Origin of the sequence: Pseudomonas sp. R1-18, from assembly GCF_051132095.1 — a bacterium.
Taxonomy (GTDB): domain Bacteria; phylum Pseudomonadota; class Gammaproteobacteria; order Pseudomonadales; family Pseudomonadaceae; genus Aquipseudomonas.
The window spans coordinates 3,350,141-3,366,164 of sequence record NZ_CP071658.1 but is presented as its reverse complement, the minus strand read 5'-3'; the positions used below and the strand labels follow the sequence as shown (position 1 = coordinate 3,366,164).

Below are 16,024 nucleotides of genomic sequence, written 5' to 3'. Positions count from 1 at the left end.
GTCTTTGGCACGATGCCTTGATGGTCCGCTCTTCTGGGCCGGTATACCAGCCGCCCGGACCCATGGTTTGCAACGAATGGAGGCAGTGCAAATGACCGGTAAGATAATACCCGCGTTAGAAGAACAGCGCCGTGACGCCCTGGTGAGCTATTACCTTGGACAAGTGGTTCCTTCGGATGACACCTCTGCACCTCTTGGCTTGACAACGCCGGAGGATTTATATGAATACATGCTGATCGACAATCAGGTGAGCGGCGAGGTCGAAACCAGTCGCGTTGCGCAGGGGATCGCCAGCATTCAGCAGTACATCAACGCTATCTATAACGGCATGGAGCCGGGATACGCGGGCGGGTTCGACGATGAGCGCTTGAAACTCTGGCGTGAGGGGATGAGCGAATACAGCGTTTGGGCGGGTTACCAGATGATAGAAGATTATCCCGAAAACTATATTGACCCCACGCTTCGCCTTAACAAGACCAGCCAGTTCCAGACATTCGAATCGGAGCTGGGGCAAAGCCGGATCAATGAAGATAGCGTAAGGGCAGCGCTGAAAACCTATCTGGATAACTTTGAAATTGTCAGTAATCTCAAAGTGGTCGCCTGTTATATCGATGGGCAGGATTTCAGACAAGCCAATTACTATTTCGTGGGTCGGCAGAACGTTGAACCGTTCGGCTATTACTGGCGCGTGGCGAAGATGGATCTGCGGGAGGACAGCACACAGGTATTACCTTCAGCCTGGAGTGAGTGGAAGACTATAGACGTGGCCTGTGATACTAAAGTACAGCACGTGCGTCCGGTCGTGGTAGAAGGTCGCTTGCATTTCGTCTGGGTCGAATCAGGACAGCCGGAAGTCGATGATTCCGGGCAGAAGACCGGAAAGTATTTTTATCGCGCAAAAATGTCTTATAAACAAATATCAGACAGCTGGTCACCGCCTACGCTGCTCTACGAGGGCTTGACCGACAAGCAGAGCCTTGATGCTTTGACTGACATCAGCCCGCAGGCAGGACGCTTCACGCTGGTTGCGGTAATGGACGCGCGTTTTGTCGGTGAGCCACGCCTGGTGGTCTGCTTTCAATATAAAGCGAGTCTGGCCGGAGCGTTCGAGCCGTTTGACGCGGAGCGATTCGTGCGAGTGTATGACAGGTTCTTTAATAGAATTACGGTGGATTCTGCTGAAGAGGAGCAGTACTACGCCGTCGCTACCAGCCTGCTAGGCAGTAATCCTGCCCGGGGCCAGTACCCTTTGACCGGGAAATACGGTACCGCGAGTAGCGAGTGGGAACTGGAGAGTGTTGTCTGGAATCGGGACGGGGCTAATGATATAGCGCCAGGCGGCATCAATCAGTCGCTTGAGCTTGACGCTGTACTGCGCAGCTCTGAAGCGGAGTGCTTACTGGAAGTCCAAGGCAGCTGTAGAGAAAAGCGTCATCGCCGCAGCCAGTTCTCTGTCAGTCTTTTCAGCTGGAGGGTAGTGGATAATTGTCAGTATCGAGTTTTAGTGGAGGGTGGGCATGAAAAACTCCAAATGAAAATAACCCTATTTGCCGGAACCGACTCTGTTCCTCCCGAGGCGAAGGGCGTTTTGAGTTGGAACGGAAATGAAGTTCAGGGTTTTGCGCCTGAAGATTTTGGAGAGAGTTCGTCTACGGGTTTCAATAATATGTGGCAGGCTACATGGGTCCTGCCAATCGATCCTGAAGAATTTCCGACGCTTACAGAAGATGAAGTTTTGGGAGGGGCCGGTTTTGTTCTGGAGATGCCGGGCGGCCCGTTACCCTTGGCGAATTCAAGCAACTTTTACAGCGAGACCTGGGCGCCTGCAGAGGTTGGATGTGATATCTGGATTTCCCAACCCCGAGTGTCGAGCACTTTAGTGCTCAATGGAGACGCCAGGACGCCCGTAGAGCAGATGGCATGGACCGGCATGGATCCAGTCATGACTCTGTATTTCGGTGCATTGCCCGAAGGCTCCGGATTTGGATACAACGAATTCACCATCAGGAGGGCCATGAAATCCATACCGGTTCCCCTTATTGTTTCCAGCCAGGAAGGCGGACAGTTCCTGGATCTTGCCGCGCTTGAAATACCATCCTTGCGCTACGTCCGGATGAACACCACGTTCGCCAGTGAGCTGGTCAAGAAAGCCGAGCGTTCACTGAGCAGCGTGCTGAGCTGGGAGGTTCAGCATACCCAGGAGCCGCCTGAGCCGGATGGTGTGTCAGTGCCGCTGGACTTCAAAGGCGCCAATGGGCGCTATTTCTGGGAGTTGTTCTTTCATGTGCCGCATCTGGTTGCCCACCGGCTGCACACCGAGTTCAATTACCTTCAGGCAGAAAACTGGCTTCACTATCTGTTCAATCCTCTGGAGCGCATTGCGCCGCTCTATCCGCCGCCGGTAGCCGATCATTCGTACTGGACGAGTCGGCCCTTGACCTTTGCGGATGATCCGGCCTATGAGTGGGGCGGGCTGGGCGATCCCGATGCCATCGCCTACGGTGCGCCGTCTCACTACCGCAAGGCGATCTTCGTTGCCTATCTGAACAATCTGATCGCTCACGGCGACATGCTTTACCGACAACTGACCCGAGACACGCTCAATCACGCGCAACTGCTGTATGCGCGGGCGGGGTCGTTGTTGGGGCCGCTGTCCATGGGGCGAAGCATCAGCCGCTGGACGCCGATGACGCTGCAAGAGGCCGCAGCTCAAGATGAAAGCGTGTTCGCCGATTTCGAAGCCTTCGGGCTTGAGGTGCTGGAGCATGACGTCCCCAGCCGTACCGAGGGGCAACTGTGGCTGCACTTGCTGGATGCGCCCTGGTTTCGCCTGCCGGTCAATGCCCGCCTGCTTGACCTGTGGGAAAAGCTGGCGCTGAGGCTGTACAACCTGCGTCACAATCTGAGCCTGGACGGCAAGCCGCTTTCTCTGCCGCTGTATGCGCCAGCGGCCAATCCGACCGATTTGCTCCGCGCCCAGGCAGCGTGCGGCGGCAGTGGTCAGCGGCGGCTGGGCTCTTTGGCGATCATTCCGCCGTATCGCTTCAGGGCCATGTTGCCGCGGGTACAGAATGCTGTCGAAACCTTGATCCGCTATGGCGAGCAGTTGCGCGGTTACATGGAACTGCGGGATCGCGCGGATCAGGAGGAACTGCAGCAGGCTCACGTCCTGGAGTTGTCCGCTTTTACCGAAACATTGCAGTCGCAGATGATCGAGCAGGCGGTGAAATCCTGCGAGGCACTAGCGGGAAGTCGGGCTGCGATCGAATCTCGTAAGTTTTATTACCGACAGTTGGAAAAGGAGGATGTGAGCTGGGAGGAAAAAAATGCGCTGCATAGGCAGTACCAGTCCATGTGTATTGATGCCGCCGCAATGGCCGTGACGGTTCCGGCGTATCTGGCCGATTTGGCTCCAACCATATTTGGTACCGCCAGCGGAGGTAGTCGTTGGTCGTCTGCAGGTTTTGCCGCCGCAGCGACTCTCCAGACCGCCTCTTTGATTCTCTCCAGAAATGCAGAACGCAATCTGATGAGCGAGCAATACCGCCGTCGTCGCGTTGAATGGCAATTCCTGGCCCGCCAGGCCGAGCAGGATCTGGAAGCCATGGATCTGCAGATCGAAGTGCAAGACATTGCCATAACGGCCGCGAAGACCAGCCTTGATCAAGCGACCAAAGCCCAGGAGCAGGCGCAGGCGTACTACACCTTCCTGAAAAGCCGTACGACGGGGCCCGCGTTGTATCAGTGGCTGCTTGGGCAAATGTCCACTCTATACTTCCAGGCCTATGACGTGGTTTTGTCGATGTGCCTGGGCACCGAAGCCTGTTGGCAGTATGAGGTCGGCGACCGTGACACCCGGTTCATTCCCGTCAATGCCTGGGCAGATAATCGTCACGGCCTGACCGCAGGGGAAATGCTCAAGCTGGGATTGCTGCAAATGGAGTCGGCGTTTCTCTCACGGCACGAACGGCGTCTTGAATTGAACAAGACCATTTCCCTGAAAGCGCTGCTCAAGCATTACGACCCTGGCGCTGACGCTCTGGAGCAGGTGCCCCGTTTGACTGGCTGGGAGGCGGTGATGAAGGAGCTGCGCACGACGGGCGCAATCGGTTTCGACCTGCCGGCTTCGCTGTTCGACAAGGATTATCCGGGCCACTACTTGCGCCAGTTGGTGCGCGTGTCCGTTTCCATACCCGCGGTGCTGGGGCCCTACGAAGATGTCCGGGTGTTGTTGGCGCAACAATCGAGCAGTGTGCTGCTCAGTCCCGACATTCGCGGCGTACGTTACCTGTACAAGGAAGCTGGCGAGCTGCCGGAACCGGCGGATGACATCGATCCGACCCACATTGTGTTCAACCCGCGAGCCAATCAACAGATCGGCATTTCCGGCGGGGTCGATGACCACGGCATGTTCATGCTGGATTTCGGCGACGAGCGCTACTTTCCGTTCGAAGGGACCGGCGCGGTTTCCCGCTGGTTGCTGAGCTTTCCGCGCCATGAATCAGAACGGCAGAACGCCGTTCTGGATTCGTTGACCGATATCATCCTGCACGTCAGGTATTTGGCAGTAGATGGCGGCGGAGTGTTCAACGCAGACGTTGAGACACTGGTCAGAGCCGTGGAGGAGGATGAAGCGACCCGGCTTATTCGCTGAAATCGCTTTCAAGGGTTCCGACACCCGCCAGCAGGACTCGCAGGGTAGCGTTCACTTCCGTCAGATCGTCGCCCGAGGTGCTGTGCAGGATCTCGTACCGGGTATCGCCACCCAGAGCGTTTGCATCCTCGGCCGAGATCTCCACGACCAGCTGCGTGGCGCTCAGCGACACCTTCAGGCTGGTGACGTAAACCGTGTCATCGCACACGGTGACCTCGACTTCGTCTTCGTCCGGAAACCGCGCCAGGGAGAACAGCTCGTTGTTTTCGTCATGGCAGCAGAGCAGCGCCATGTCGTCGTTCTCGTCGTCGCAAGGATTGGCGAGCAACAGCGCAGTCTTGATTTGCATGGTGATATTCCAGAGCAGGGGGCAGGCAGGGATTCTGCCACCGCCGGATCTTTTTTGCTGAGCGTTGTTGGTTGCAGCGCCTCGCCTGCCTGCAAGCCGATGACCGAATATGTCGCAGCCTCGTAAGTAGTGAGGGTGCCGCTCTCGTTAAGCTGCGTAGCGGATGAACGGTCGCGGCAGCGCCGTTGAAGCGCGTTGCCTTTTCCTACAGTTATCCCGGAATTTCAAATGTGACTACCCGGACACACCCGGCGTTAGTTCTTTAGCTTTACACTCGATGAGCTCGTGCCCATGGCAGATGGATGCATTGGCACGGCCCGGTCGAAGCACCTGCTCCAAGCCTCTCCAATAAAAGCCAAAGCGGAGTACCAAAGATGGCGTTCTTCACCGCAGCCAGCAAGTCCGACTTCCAGCACCAACTGCAAGCGGCACTGGCTCAGCACATCAGCGAACAGGCACTGCCACAAGTGGCGCTGTTCGCCGAGCAATTCTTCGGCATCATCTCCATGGACGAGCTGACCCAGCGTCGCCTCTCCGACCTGGCAGGCTGCACCTTGTCGGCCTGGCGGCTGCTCGAACGTTTCGAGCACTCCAGCCCGCAGGTTCGGGTCTACAACCCCGATTACGAGCGTCACGGATGGCAATCGACTCACACCGCCGTCGAAGTGCTGCATCATGACCTGCCGTTTCTGGTCGACTCGGTCCGTACCGAGCTCAATCGCCGTGGCTACAGCATCCACACCTTGCAGACCACCGTACTGAGCGTGCGTCGCGGAAGCGGCGGCGAGCTGCTGGAGCTGCTGCCCAAGGGCACCGCCGGCGAGGGGATTTCGCAGGAATCGCTGATGTATCTGGAGATCGACCGCTGCGCCAACGCCAGCGAGTTGAACGTGCTGGCGCGCGAGCTGCAGCAGGTGCTGGGCGAAGTGCGGGCCGCGGTCGAAGATTTCGAGCCGATGAAGGCGCGTCTGCATCAGCTGCTTTCCGACATCGACACCGGCGAATATCCGGTAGCCGAGCAGGAAAAGGCTGAGATCAAGACCTTCCTGCAATGGCTGGTGGACAACCACTTCACCTTCCTGGGCTACGAAGAATTCGAAGTACAAACCAGCGCCGACGGCGGCCAGATGGTATACGACGAGTCGTCGTTCCTGGGTCTGGCCAAACTGCTGCGCCCAGGTCTCACCTCCGAAGAACTGCATATCGAAGACTATGCGGTGAATTACCTCAAAGAGCCGACTCTGCTGTCGTTCGCCAAGGCTGCCCAGCCGAGCCGCGTTCACCGCCCGGCCTACCCGGATTTCGTGTCGATTCGCAAAATCGATGCCTCCGGCAATGTCGTCAAGGAATGCCGTTTCATGGGCCTCTACACCTCGTCGGTGTACGGCGAGAGCGTGCGGCAGATTCCTTACATCCGTCGCAAGGTCGAGGAAATCGAGCGCCGCTCCGGTTTCGACGCCAAGGCTCACCTGGGCAAGGAACTGGCGCAGGTAGTCGAAGTGCTGCCGCGTGACGACCTGTTCCAGACTCCGGTGGACGAGCTGTTCAGCACCGTGATGTCGATCGTGCAGATCCAGGAACGCAACAAAATCCGCGTTTTCCTGCGCAAAGACCCGTATGGCCGCTTCTGCTACTGCCTGGCTTATGTACCGCGCGACGTGTATTCCACCGAAGTGCGCCAGAAGATCCAGCAAGTGCTGATGGAGCGCCTAAAGGCCAGCGACTGTGAGTTCTGGACCTTCTTCTCCGAATCGGTGCTGGCGCGGGTGCAGCTCATCCTGCGCGTCGACCCCAAGGTCAATCTGGAGATCGACCCGCAGCAACTGGAAAACGAAGTCATCCAGGCCTGTCGCTCGTGGAAGGACGACTACGCAAGCCTGGTGGTGGAAAGCTTCGGCGAAGGTCATGGCACCAACGTGCTGGCCGACTTCCCGAAAGGTTTCCCGGCCGGTTACCGCGAGCGCTTCGCGGCGCACTCGGCGGTGGTCGACCTGCAACATCTGCTGAGCCTGAGCGACAGCAATCCGCTGGTCATGAGCTTCTATCAGCCGCTGGCGGGTGGCCGTCAACAGCTGCACTGCAAGCTGTATCACGCCGACACGCCGCTGGCGCTGTCCGACGTGCTGCCGATCCTGGAGAACCTCGGCCTGCGTGTGCTCGGCGAGTTCCCTTATCGTCTGCACCACGCCAATGGTCGCGAATTCTGGATTCACGATTTCGCCTTCTCCTACAGTGAAGGCCTCAAGCTTGATATCCAGCAGCTCAACGACACGTTGCAGGACGCGTTCGTCCACATCGTCAGCGGCGACGCCGAAAACGATGCGTTCAACCGTCTGGTTCTGACCGCCGGCCTGCCATGGCGCGACGTGGCGCTGCTGCGTGCTTACGCCCGCTACATGAAGCAGATCCGCCTGGGCTTTGACCTGGGTTATATAGCCAACACCCTGAACAACCACACCGACATCGCCCGCGAGCTGACGCGGCTGTTCAAGACCCGCTTCTATCTGGCCCGCAAGCTGGGCTCCGATGACCTGGACGACAAGCAACTGCGTCTGGAACAGGCGATCCTGACCGCGCTCGACGACGTTCAGGTTCTCAACGAAGACCGCATCCTGCGTCGCTATCTGGACCTGATCAAGGCGACTCTGCGTACCAACTTCTATCAGCCTGATGCCAATGGCCAGAGCAAGAGCTACTTCAGCTTCAAGTTCAGCCCGCGTCTGATCCCCGAGCTGCCCAAGCCGGTACCCAAGTTCGAGATTTTCGTGTACTCGCCGCGGGTCGAAGGTGTGCATCTGCGCTTCGGCAACGTGGCGCGCGGCGGGTTGCGCTGGTCGGATCGCGAAGAAGATTACCGTACCGAGGTGCTGGGCCTGGTGAAGGCTCAACACGTGAAGAACTCGGTAATCGTGCCGGTCGGTGCCAAGGGCGGCTTCCTGCCGCGTCGCCTGCCGCTGGGCGGCAGCCGCGACGATATCCATGCCGAAGGCGTCGCCTGCTATCGCATCTTCATTTCCGGGCTGCTCGACATCACCGACAACCTCAAGGAAGGCGTGCTCGTGCCGCCGACCAACGTGGTTCGTCATGATGACGACGACCCGTACCTGGTGGTTGCAGCCGACAAGGGCACCGCGACCTTTTCCGACATCGCCAACAGCATTGCCATCGACTATGGCTTCTGGCTCGGCGACGCATTCGCCTCTGGTGGTTCGGCCGGTTACGACCACAAGAAGATGGGCATCACCGCCAAAGGTGCATGGGTTGGCGTGCAGCGTCACTTCCGCGAGCGCGAGATCAACGTCCAGCAGGACAGCATCAGCGTGGTCGGCATTGGTGACATGGCCGGTGACGTGTTCGGTAACGGCCTGTTGATGTCGGACAAGTTGCAGCTGGTGGCGGCATTCAACCACCTGCATATCTTCATCGACCCGAATCCGGACCCGGCCACCAGTTTTGCCGAGCGCCAGCGGCTGTTCAACCTGCCGCGTTCGGCCTGGACCGATTACGACACCAGCATCATGTCCGAGGGTGGCGGCATTTTCCCGCGCAGCGCGAAGAGCATCGCCATCACTGCGCAGATGAAAGAGCGCTTCGACATCAAGGCTGACAAGCTGACGCCGACCGAGCTGCTCAACGCACTACTCAAGGCGCCGGTCGATCTGTTGTGGAACGGCGGCATCGGCACTTACGTCAAATCCAGCCAGGAAAGCCATGCAGACGTGGGCGACAAGGCCAACGACGCGCATCGCGTCAACGGCAACGAGCTGCGCTGCAAGGTGGTGGGTGAGGGCGGCAACCTGGGCATGACCCAACTGGGTCGTGTTGAATTCGGCCTCAATGGCGGCGCGACCAACACCGACTTCATCGACAACGCGGCCGGCGTGGACTGCTCCGACCATGAAGTGAACATCAAGATCCTGCTCAACGAAGTGGTGCAGGCTGGTGACATGACCGAGAAACAGCGCAACCAGCTGTTGGAAAGCATGACCGACGAAGTCGGCAACCTGGTGTTGGGCAACAACTACAAGCAGACTCAGGCGTTGTCCCTGGCTGCCCGTCGCGCCTATGACCGGATCGCCGAATACAAGCGCTTGATGAACGATCTGGAGGCACGCGGCAAGCTGGATCGCGCCATCGAGTTCCTGCCGGGTGAAGACCAGATTGCCGAGCGGGTCGCGCTGGGCCAGGGCCTGAGCCGCGCGGAACTGTCGGTGCTGATTTCGTACAGCAAGATCGATCTGAACGAAGCGCTGCTCGAATCCCGCGTGCCGGATGACGACTATCTGGCGCGTGACATGGAAACCGCGTTCCCGCCTTCGCTGGGCGCCAAATACGCTACCGCCATGCGCGGCCATCGCCTCAAGCGCGAGATTGTCAGCACCCAGATCGCCAACGACCTGGTCAACCACATGGGCATCACCTTCGTGCAGCGGCTCAAAGAGTCGACTGGCATGAGCGCGGCGAGCGTCGCCGGTGCCTATGTGATCGTGCGCGACATTTTCCACCTGCCGCACTGGTTCCGGCAGATCGAGGCGCTGGACTACAAGGTCCCGGCCGAGATTCAGCTGTCGCTGATGGACGAACTGATGCGTCTGGGCCGTCGCGCAACCCGCTGGTTCCTGCGCAGCCGTCGCAACGAGCTGGACGCCGGCCGTGATGTCGCGCACTTCGGCCCGCACATTGCGGCGCTGGGGCTCAAGCTCGACGAGCTGCTGGAAGGCCCGACCCGCGAAGTCTGGCAAGCGCGGTACCAGGCTTACGTCGAAGCCGGCGTGCCGGAGTTGCTGGCGCGCATGGTTGCGGGCACCAGCCACTTGTACACGCTGTTGCCGATCATCGAGGCGTCGGACGTTACCGGCCAGAACGCGGCCGACGTGGCCAAGGCCTACTTCGCCGTTGGCAGCGCGCTGGACCTGACCTGGTACCTGCAACAGATCAGCAACCTGCCGGTTGAAAACAACTGGCAGGCACTGGCCCGCGAAGCGTTCCGCGACGATATCGACTGGCAGCAGCGGGCGATTACCGTGTCGGTCCTGCAGATGCCGGACGGCCCGTCGGAAGTGGAAGAGCGTCTGGCGCTGTGGCTCGAACAGCACGCGCTGATGGTCGAACGCTGGCGCGCCATGCTGGTCGACCTGCGGGCGGCGAGCGGAACCGACTACGCGATGTACGCCGTAGCCAACCGCGAACTGCTGGATCTGGCCATGAGCGGGCAGGCTGTCGGAGTGTAAGATTGATCCGGTGTTGAACGCAGGCCCCGCATCGCGAGATGCGGGGCCTTTTCTGTTGGCCGCGAGCCTAATCGGCCGCAGGCTTGCGGTCGGCTTTTTCCTGCTCGTTGAGGTGAACAGGAATCCCGTCTTTCATTTCTCGGCTGTCCGGGCTGCCCGGTTGATTCTGCAAAGCCGGATCGTAGGAAAATATTGGTTGGTCAGGATCTGTCTGATCCATGTTCAAGAGCGGCAGGAACTTTCCGGTGTGTAGAAGGAACCGACGCTGAATGTACTGCGCCTGCTGGAGGCTGGACCCGTCGGGCAGGTTGGCTCTGTGAACCAGCGCTTCCAGCGGGATCCGGTCTGGTGTGCCGGGTTGCCAGGCAGCAACCATGATTTCGTTGTATCCGGGGCTTACAAACGAATGGCGAATATCGGTCGAGGTTTTGAACTGTTGGGCACTGTTCGTGAACGCGCACCGGCGATTACTTCGCCACCAGGCCTGTGCGCTGTCGATCCCTAACAGCTCGCATACGCCCTGGAAAGTGCACGGTTCCGGTGATCCGCTCGTGCCTGCCTCGAACGGATAGGCGCAGCGTACCGTAATCGGTGCCGCTGTCGGCGCACTCGACTCCTTGAAAATCAATCCGACGAATCCGAACATCACACCAATGTGCAGATCCTTGCGCAGAAAGGAAAACGACACGCCGTTATTGATGATGGAGCCAGGACTCGGATCCCACGAATCATACTTCTCAGAGGCCCAGACGCCTCTGAGAAGTATTCCGTTGCAGTAGAACGCCGCTTTTCCATCCTTGCAGATGGCGAGAGTGTTCACGTAGCGGCTGTTGAGCTTCGCCGCCATCTCGTATCCAGCGTTGAGCTGGTCCGCCTCATGGAATGAAAACGGACTGCTTCTCGGATCCGTCAGACCCATCTGCAGGATGGGTAGCCACTGGCCTGTGGCTTTTTGATAGTCCAGCTGATCCCGTTGAGCCCCAGACAGCGCTCCTTTGACGGCCTTTTCATAGACAAGCGCTTGTACGGGCAAGGTATCGGGAGCGGCGTAGTCCCAGTTCCTGATCATGATCCGATTGGACAGGCTCGCCAGCTCGCCGTCTACGCCTTCGTGTGCCTGAAGGCTGACGTTGAACAAGTTAGTGCTTTGCGCATCGAGCGAGCACTGCCGATTCCTCTCATTTTGCTGGCTGTTGAAGTGGGCTATCCAGCCTGCCACATCCGTAACGGTTGAAGGGCAAGAGCCAGAGACGCCTTGGAGTGGTTGTTCGTGGGTGGGCGCGCTGCAGCCGTGTTGAAGCCATTCGATGCCTGGGTCGACATCGAACGGGTAGGCGCAGAGCGGGTCAAGTTCTGGCGGTTGGTCAGGGGTATCGTCTGGCTCTGCAAACACCACTGCGTTGGTGAAAGGCAGTTTGCGGGTGCTGAGGTCCGCACGCAGGAAAACGAACGATTCGGCGCCCAGTCTCATTGCCGTCGCATCGTGTAGCCAGAATGCGATAGACCGCTCCCGATCGAACCCGCGAATCAGCAGACCGCTGCATCTATAAGCAGGCGTCTGATCGGCGCATTGTGCTGCGACGTCCTTGTATCGGTCATTCAGGCGTTCGGCCAGTTCGGGTCCATTGAAGGCATGGCTGGACATGGAAGCCACGAACAACAGCGCACCGCACGCAGCTGTTGAAAGTCTTGTTTTCATGGTGGTCCGCTCCCTGCGGTTACTTGGATGAGCCTCAATGCTCAGTGATTCATGCAAGCCTGGCGGGCCCGTAATCCGCACGGACTGACAAGCCGCCTGCGTTGCGATTGGACGTCGCCGTTCATGGCGTGTCTACTGGCGCAAGTGATAGGTAGCGCAAGCTGGTGTCAAGGAGCGGAATAGTCGCTGCAATAAAAAACCCCGCACAAGGCGGGGTTTTTTATGACGCTTGGTTTCGCGATTAAGCTTGAACGACCGGGATGTTGGCGTTCGCAGCGGCTTCACGGAACTCGGCGATCTGATCGAAGCTCAGGTAGCGGTAAACGTCCGCCGCCATGGTATCGATCTGGTTGGCGTAGCCCATGTATTCCTCGACGGTCGGCAGGCGACCCAGGATCGAAGCAACGGACGCCAGCTCGGCCGAGGCCAGGTAGACGTTCGCGCCGTCGCCCAGACGGTTCGGGAAGTTACGGGTCGAAGTCGACACCACGGTGGAGTTCGGTTCGACGCGTGCCTGGTTACCCATGCACAGCGAGCAACCCGGCATTTCCATGCGCGCGCCAGCTTTGCCGTAGATGCCGTAGTAGCCTTCTTCGGTCAGCTGATGAGCGTCCATCTTGGTTGGCGGCGACAGCCACAGACGAGTCGGCAGCTGGCCCTTGACCTGATCCAGCAACTTGCCCGCAGCGCGGAAGTGGCCGATGTTGGTCATACAGGAACCGATGAACACTTCGTCGATCTTCTCGCCCTGAACCGAGGACAGCAAGCGAGCGTCGTCCGGGTCGTTCGGCGCGCAGAGCACAGGCTCTTTGACGTCCGCCAGGTCGATCTCGATGATCTCGGCGTATTCGGCGTCCTTGTCGGCTTCCAGCAGTTCCGGATTGGCGACCCAGGCTTCCATCGCCTGAGCACGGCGCTCCAGCGTACGTGGATCACCGTAACCCTGTTCGATCATCCAGCGCAGCAGGGTGATGTTGGACTTCAGGTACTCGGCAATCGACTCTTTGGACAGCTTGATGGTGCAACCCGCAGCCGAACGTTCTGCCGATGCGTCGGACAGTTCGAAGGCTTGCTCGACGGTCAGGGTTTCCAGACCTTCGATTTCCAGGATGCGGCCGGAGAAGGCGTTCTTCTTGCCTTTCTTCTCGACAGTCAGCAGGCCTTTCTGAATCGCGTAGTACGGAATCGCGTGAACCAGATCGCGCAGGGTGATGCCAGGCTGCAGCTTGCCCTTGAAGCGAACCAGGATCGACTCGGGCATGTCCAGCGGCATGACGCCGGTGGCCGCGGCGAACGCAACCAGACCGGAACCGGCCGGGAAGGAGATGCCGATCGGGAAGCGAGTGTGCGAGTCGCCGCCGGTGCCGACGGTGTCAGGCAGCAGCATTCGGTTCAGCCAGCTGTGGATGATGCCGTCGCCAGGACGCAGGGAAACACCGCCACGGGTCATGATGAAATCAGGCAGCGTGTGGTGAGTCTTGACGTCGATCGGCTTCGGATAGGCCGCGGTGTGGCAGAAGGACTGCATGACCAGATCGGTGGAGAAGCCCAGGCAAGCCAGGTCTTTCAGCTCGTCGCGGGTCATCGGGCCGGTGGTGTCCTGGGAACCGACGGTGGTCATCTTCGGTTCGCAGTAGGTGCCCGGACGGATACCTTCGACGCCGCATGCCTTGCCGACCATCTTCTGAGCCAGGGTGTAGCCCTTGTTGCTTTCGGCAGGCTGATCCGGGGTCTTGAACAGATCCGACGGCGGCAGGCCCAGCTCGGCGCGAGCCTTGCCGGTCAGGCCACGACCGATGATCAGCGGAATACGGCCACCAGCGCGGACTTCGTCGAGCAGCACCGGGGTCTTCAGTTCGAAGGTGGTGATGACTTCATCGCTGTCGTGCTTGCAGACCTTGCCGGCATGCGGATAGACGTCGATCACGTCGCCCATGTTGATGTTCGACACATCGAATTCGATCGGCAGGGCGCCGGCGTCTTCCATGGTGTTGTAGAAAATCGGCGCGATCTTGCTGCCGAAGCAGAAGCCACCGGCGCGCTTGTTCGGCACGTACGGAACGTCGTCACCGAAGAACCACAGCACCGAATTGGTCGCCGATTTACGCGACGAACCGGTACCGACCACGTCACCGACGTAGGCGATCGGGAAACCCTGGCCGCGCATTTCTTCGATCTGCTTCATCGGACCGATGGAGCCCTGCACGTCCGGAACGATGCCCTCGCGAGCCATTTTCAGCATGGCCAGTGCGTGCAGCGGGATATCGGGACGCGACCAGGCATCTGGAGCAGGGGACAGGTCGTCGGTATTGGTTTCGCCGGTGACCTTGAATACGCGCAGGCTGATCTTGTCGGCCAGAACCGGGCGCTTCTTGAACCACTCGCCGTCGGCCCAGGACTGCATCACGGCCTGGGCATGGGCGTTGCCGTTCTTGGCTTTTTCGGCCACGTCATGGAAAGCATCGAACATCAGCAGAGTGTGCTTGAGCTGTTCGGCGGCGACGGGCGCCAGCTCTGCGTCGTCGAGCAGCTCAACGAGGGTCACGATGTTGTAGCCACCTTGCATGGTGCCCAGCAACTCGGTCGCGCGCTTCTTGTCGATCAGAGGAGAATTGACTTCGCCCTTGGCCAGGGCGGACAGGAAACCGGCCTTGACGTAGGCAGCTTCGTCAACGCCTGGTGGAACGCGATTGGTGATCAGGTCGACAAGGAAAGCTTCTTCGCCAGCCGGGGGATTCTTCAGCAGTTCGATCAGACCTGCGGTTTGTTCGGCGTTAAGCGGCTGGGGCACGATGCCCTGGGCGGCACGCTCTTCGATGTGTTTACGGTAGGCTTCAAGCACAGTATTACCCTCATCAGTGGTCCCAAATGGGTGTCCGGGACGCTCATCCAGAAATCACTCGTGTCCACGCAAGGCTTTTGAGCGTTGTCGGCAGGGCATCGGTGATTCCTTACAGAAGCTGTTTTCAAAGTTTTACGCCTGCAGGACGGGGGGAGGGTCGGCCGACACGGCCATTCTTGATGAGGGAATGGCCTGTCGGCGCCGTACTGCCGGATTAACTTGACTGTGCTCGTGACGCTTTGAAAACAGCTTCTAACGGACATTGGCGCCTTAAAAGGCTCGCTGATTCTACGGCAAATCTGCGCCAAAGGTAAGTTGAACCGATGATGTTCGGGGGTGACCCTCGTTAGACAAAGGGCTAACATGGCTGCTTGTTTCGCCTGCCGTTGTCCGTCCAGCCATGCCTGATCAACTCATCAAAACCCCCTGCGTCGGCCTTTGCTCCACTGTTTACGGAGACCTGGTCTGCCGTGGCTGCAAGCGTTTCCATCACGAAGTGATCCATTGGAACGGTTACAACGAAGACGAGAAACGTGCGGTCTGGCTGCGTCTTGAAAAACTGCTGGTACAGGTGATGACCGCCAAGCTGGAGGTGTTCGATGCCGAGAAGCTGCGCATGCAGCTGGTCCAGCGCAAGATCCGTTTCGTGCCTCAACAATCCGAATATTGCTGGGCGTATCAACTGATCGCGCGCGGCGCGCGGGTCATCAGCCAGGTCGAGGCCTATGGCTTCGTGCTGTTGCCGGAATTCCGCTACTGGACCCTGCCCGAACTGCGTGACGCCATCGACCGGGAGTTCTTTCTGCTCTCCGAAGCCCATTATCAGCGCTACATCGCGCCCAGCTTTTTAAGGGATGCGTTGCTGGACTGACTATGGTCCGTGGCGTAAATGCTGCACCGCGACAGCCTGAGGTACCGGATAAACAGATTTTACTGCCGCTGCGCGCCAGATCGTCGGGGTGCCGCCCACAGCAAGCTAGCTCCCACAGATCTGGTCCGGCGATGTAGGAGCCAGCTTGCTGGCGATCTGTCGCGCAGCGGCAGCAATATCGGATCGCACTTAAACCCTGTCTGCCCGCGATCATGTCCCACAGATATGGGGCAGCTAATGTAGGAGCTAGCTTGTTGTGGGCGGCATCCCGACGATCTGCCGCGCAGCGGCAGCACATCGGATCGCACTCAAACCCTGTCTGCCGCCATCAGGCAATCACGAACGGCGCCTTTGCTCCACATCCTGAATAATCTCGTC

General features: G+C 59.1%; 6 protein-coding genes. 3 read left to right on the top strand and 3 right to left on the bottom strand.

The window, feature by feature from the left end; translation table 11 throughout:
- Positions 1-91: 91 nt before the first annotated feature.
- A complete protein-coding gene (locus J3P77_RS15370; RefSeq protein ID WP_434677457.1) occupies positions 92-4,654 on the top strand; it encodes a neuraminidase-like domain-containing protein in 4,563 nt (1,520 codons plus the stop codon).
- On the opposite strand, the gene J3P77_RS15365 is transcribed toward J3P77_RS15370, so the two are convergent.
- Positions 4,644-5,003, bottom strand: a complete 360-nt coding sequence (locus J3P77_RS15365) for a hypothetical protein (protein ID WP_434677456.1) — start codon at positions 5,001-5,003, stop codon at positions 4,644-4,646. The two genes, J3P77_RS15370 and J3P77_RS15365, sit on opposite strands and share 11 nt — an antisense overlap.
- Before the next feature lie 374 nt (positions 5,004-5,377).
- On the opposite strand from J3P77_RS15365, the gene J3P77_RS15360 reads away from it, so the two are divergent.
- Entirely contained in the window at positions 5,378-10,234 is a 4,857-nt protein-coding gene (locus tag J3P77_RS15360) for an NAD-glutamate dehydrogenase (RefSeq protein WP_434677455.1), read from the top strand.
- Between the two features lie 67 nt (positions 10,235-10,301).
- Here J3P77_RS15360 and J3P77_RS15355 read toward each other — a convergent pair whose 3' ends face one another.
- Both J3P77_RS15355 and acnB read right to left on the bottom strand, forming a co-directional pair.
- Positions 10,302-11,933, bottom strand: coding sequence for a hypothetical protein (locus tag J3P77_RS15355; protein ID WP_434677454.1), 1,632 nt, complete (start codon positions 11,931-11,933; stop codon positions 10,302-10,304).
- 241 nt (positions 11,934-12,174) lie between these two features.
- Entirely contained in the window at positions 12,175-14,775 is a 2,601-nt protein-coding gene (acnB, locus tag J3P77_RS15350; RefSeq protein ID WP_434677453.1) for a bifunctional aconitate hydratase 2/2-methylisocitrate dehydratase, read from the bottom strand.
- 400 nt (positions 14,776-15,175) lie between these two features.
- Between acnB and J3P77_RS15345 the strand changes: the two genes are divergently transcribed.
- Positions 15,176-15,646: a DUF1289 domain-containing protein gene (locus J3P77_RS15345; protein WP_434677452.1), complete on the top strand. Its 471-nt coding sequence runs from the start codon at positions 15,176-15,178 to the stop codon at positions 15,644-15,646.
- Positions 15,647-16,024: the final 378 nt, after the last annotated feature.

Coding starts and splice junctions, on each gene's coding strand:
- J3P77_RS15365 (WP_434677456.1), bottom strand. CDS start 5,003: ATGCAAATCAAGACTGCGCTGTTGCTCGCCAATCCTTGCGACGACGAG.
- J3P77_RS15345 (WP_434677452.1), top strand. CDS start 15,176: ATGCCTGATCAACTCATCAAAACCCCCTGCGTCGGCCTTTGCTCCACT.
- J3P77_RS15360 (WP_434677455.1), top strand. CDS start 5,378: ATGGCGTTCTTCACCGCAGCCAGCAAGTCCGACTTCCAGCACCAACTG.
- J3P77_RS15355 (WP_434677454.1), bottom strand. CDS start 11,933: ATGAAAACAAGACTTTCAACAGCTGCGTGCGGTGCGCTGTTGTTCGTG.
- J3P77_RS15370 (WP_434677457.1), top strand. CDS start 92: ATGACCGGTAAGATAATACCCGCGTTAGAAGAACAGCGCCGTGACGCC.